Source organism: Hyphomonas oceanitis SCH89, assembly GCF_000685295.1.
Taxonomy (GTDB): domain Bacteria; phylum Pseudomonadota; class Alphaproteobacteria; order Caulobacterales; family Hyphomonadaceae; genus Hyphomonas; species Hyphomonas oceanitis.
Genome location: NZ_ARYL01000089.1, coordinates 1 through 3,145, shown reverse-complemented (window position 1 = coordinate 3,145; position 3,145 = coordinate 1). Strand labels below are relative to the sequence as shown.

Genomic DNA, 3,145 nt, shown 5'->3' with positions numbered 1-3,145 from the left:
AGCCATCGACCGAGGGCTCAATGAGGGCGCTGGTCCTGCCTTGAGCGATCGTGTCTGTCGGCGACGTGCTGCTGCCTTGGACTGCGCCGGGGTCCCGCCGGGGGGCCGCGGTCTCGCTGACCGGCATCATCTGGCCGGGCAGGGGCAAGGGCACGGCCGTCTCGACGATCAGGGCCGGGCGGTCTGGCTCATTCTCGACAGGCGTCGCGGCGATGAATGCACCTGGATCGATCGGGGCGAGCTCGGTCGTTGCGCAGGCCGATAGCAGGACCAGGGCGTAAGCGGACATCAGAAAGCGGTTCATGGGACTCATTCTCCTGTAACGAGGTCCTGGCCCCAGTTGAGGCTGTGGACATAAAGGCCGAGCGGATTGGCACGCAGGCGCGCCACATCGGTCGGGGGCTGGGTGATGATTGTGAAGTTTCCGGTGAACCGTTCAGCTTGTCTCAGCGTGCCATTCTCATAAGTCTTCTCGATCCAGCGGGCCTGGAAGCTATCTTCAGAAACGCGCACGACACTAACGACATCGACCGTGCGGGACTTTCTTCCGACATCGGCGAACGGGTCGCTCGCCTGGGCGTATTCATTGAGTGTGGTGGCAGCGCGGTCTGTGACGAAGTCATAGGCGCGCAGCCAGTTCTCGCGCACGACAACCGGATCGACGGAGAGGCCGCGGACGTCCGCGATGAAGTTTGCGAGATGATGCGCGATCTGCGCATCGCTGGCCACATAGCGCTCGGTGGCAGGGCCGACCGCGCGCGCCGCGCCGGTCTCGTCGACTTCGACAACATAAGGCGTGACGGTCGATTGCATGCTCCGCCAGACGAGCGCGCCAGAGGTGACAAAACAGAGCCCGAGGCATCCGAGCGCCATCAGCCGCCAGTTCTTCGCCTGCACCCGGGCCGAGCCGATGCGCTCGTCCCAGACCTGTCCCGCCTTCTGGTAAGGCGTTTCGGGAAACGGGCTCTGGCCATAAGTGGTGGAAGATCGTTTGAAGATCATGTGTCAGTCGTCCTTGTCTTTGAGCGTGGGCGCAGCGCCGGACGAGCCGCGATCGCCTTCGCGAAGGCTGTGGGCTGCCATCTGTCCCGCATGGGCCACGCGCTGCTGGTTTTGCATCCGCCGCGCCCAGCCAGGGCTCTGCGTCGATGCACTGGAGGCCGGGGCGGCGTCGCCTGTCGACGAACCGCCTGTGGCGCGCCAGGCACCCTGACTGCCACTGCGATAGGCGTCCCTGATCGATTGGGCAGGCCGTGAGGCGGTCCGGCGCAGCGCATCACCGCCCGCACGGGCCACACCGGCAATCCCGGCAGCCACGCCCTTTGCACCGCTGGCCCCAGAGGCAACCGACCCGAGCGTGTATGACGTACGCGCGGCACCTGCCATCGAGGCGCCAGCTTTGACGGCGGACGATGCACCGCCAGCGACCGCGCCCAGTGCCGCACGTCCACCCATGCCCGCGACATAGGTCCCGGCGGCCACACCGGCGACCGCACCTGCGGCAGAGCCTGCGCCAAGCTGCGGTGCTCCGGAAATCAGGCCCGCGGCAATACCGGGGGCAAAGATGCCCATCCAGAAGAAGATAATGGAGGCGAGCACTGTGCCCATGACCTGCGCGAGTGTCACATCATCGCCGGTCCGGAACGCATCGCTCACCGAGCCGAACAGGGTCGAGCCGATGCCGATGATCACGGCAAGCACCATGAGCTTGATGCCCGAAGTGATGACGTTTCCGAGCACGCGTTCGGCGAGGAATGTTGTCTTGTTCCAGAGCGCGAATGGTACGAGCACGAACCCGGCCAGCGTTGTCAGCTTGAACTCGAGGATGGTGATGAAGAGCTGCACGGCGAGCACGAAGAAGGCCACCATGATCACGGCCCAGGCGACGAACATGATCGCGATCATGATGAAGTTGTGGAAGAAACTGACAGGCCCAACCATGTCACTGATCTCTTCAAGCAGAGGCTGGCCTGCATCGAGGCCAACGCCGGCGATGAAGCCGGGGCGCAGGAGATCAGCCGCCGTCATTGTGCCGCCGCCCGCCGTCACGCCAAGCTCAGCAAAGCTGTCGAAAACAATGTTTGCGAGGATCGAGAAGTTGCCGATCACGAACGCAAAGAAGCCGACATAGAGCACCTTCTTCAGGAGCCCCGCGATAATTTCTGCGTTCTGGCTGAGCGCCCAGAACAGACCCGCCAATGTGATGTCGATGGCGATGAGCGTGGTCGAGAGATAGGCGACATCGCCCGCCAGCAGCCCGAAGCCGCTGTCGATATAGGTGATGAAAGTGGCAAGGAAGGTGTCGATCACGTCCATGGTGGGCTTTTAGTTCTCCAGGAATGATTTTGTGCGGGCCCGGCCGCGTGCCGCCTCGGCAAGGTTGCGCGAGCGTTCCAGCGCCTCGGCGCGGTAGTGAGCGGCCATCATGCTTTCCATCTGCATCAGCTGCTGGGTCTGAAGCGCCTCGATCTGGTTGCCGGCCTGCAGGACCTGGAGATTGCCGACAGCCGACTGGCTGTCGCCGATCAGGCGGCCCAGGCTGGAGGAATCTTCCCGCGCCAATGCGATGACCTGCGCCGTGACGGCAAGGCTTTCGCGCCAGGCGGTGCGTGACTGTTTCCAGCGCGCATGGGCCTCTTCAACGAGGATGGCATTCTCCGGCGGCGTATCCCCATAATCTTCCGGATAGGCCGCTTCATACGCGCGGTCGATCTCTTCGACCCTGTAGCCAATGCCTTCGGCATCACGCATCAGATCGTCGATACGCTGCATGCGGCTGAGGATGTCGCTCGCGATGGAGTCCGGCAGGTTTTCCAGATCGCGGGCCATGTTCTCCAGCATCGCGATCTCATGGGTGAGTTGCTGGACCTGCTGATCCACCTGCTGCAGGGCGCGCACGGCCTGGTAGATGTTCTGGATGTGGTTGGCGGGGTCGTACACTGCCAATTGCGCTGACGCGGGCGGCGCGATGATCGCGGATATCGGCAGGGCGCAGAGAGCGACGGAAGCGAGAAGGCGTTTCATCTGGGACTCCTATTCGGCTGCCACGGCGTGGGATGGGGCGAGCGGCTCGTGTGCGCCCGGATCCTGTCCGGGCCAGCGGGCAAGCAGGTTGGCGGCCCAGGGCAGGCCTTTCTCGATGAGC

3 protein-coding genes and 1 pseudogene are annotated in these 3,145 nt (G+C 63.8%); all 4 read right to left on the bottom strand.

Annotated features, from left to right (window positions below):
• Positions 1–304: pseudogene (locus HOC_RS20210) on the bottom strand (P-type conjugative transfer protein TrbG); the annotation flags it as partial.
• 5 nt (positions 305–309) lie between these two features.
• Complete coding sequence (trbF, locus tag HOC_RS20205; protein WP_035542259.1) at positions 310–1,002, bottom strand: conjugal transfer protein TrbF; 693 nt, start codon at positions 1,000–1,002, stop codon at positions 310–312.
• Positions 1,003–1,005: 3 nt separating this feature from the next.
• A complete protein-coding gene (gene trbL / locus HOC_RS20200; protein ID WP_035542256.1) occupies positions 1,006–2,316 on the bottom strand; it encodes a P-type conjugative transfer protein TrbL in 1,311 nt (436 codons plus the stop codon).
• Positions 2,317–2,325: 9 nt separating this feature from the next.
• A complete protein-coding gene (trbJ, locus tag HOC_RS20195; RefSeq protein ID WP_035542253.1) occupies positions 2,326–3,024 on the bottom strand; it encodes a P-type conjugative transfer protein TrbJ in 699 nt (232 codons plus the stop codon).
• Positions 3,025–3,145: the final 121 nt, after the last annotated feature.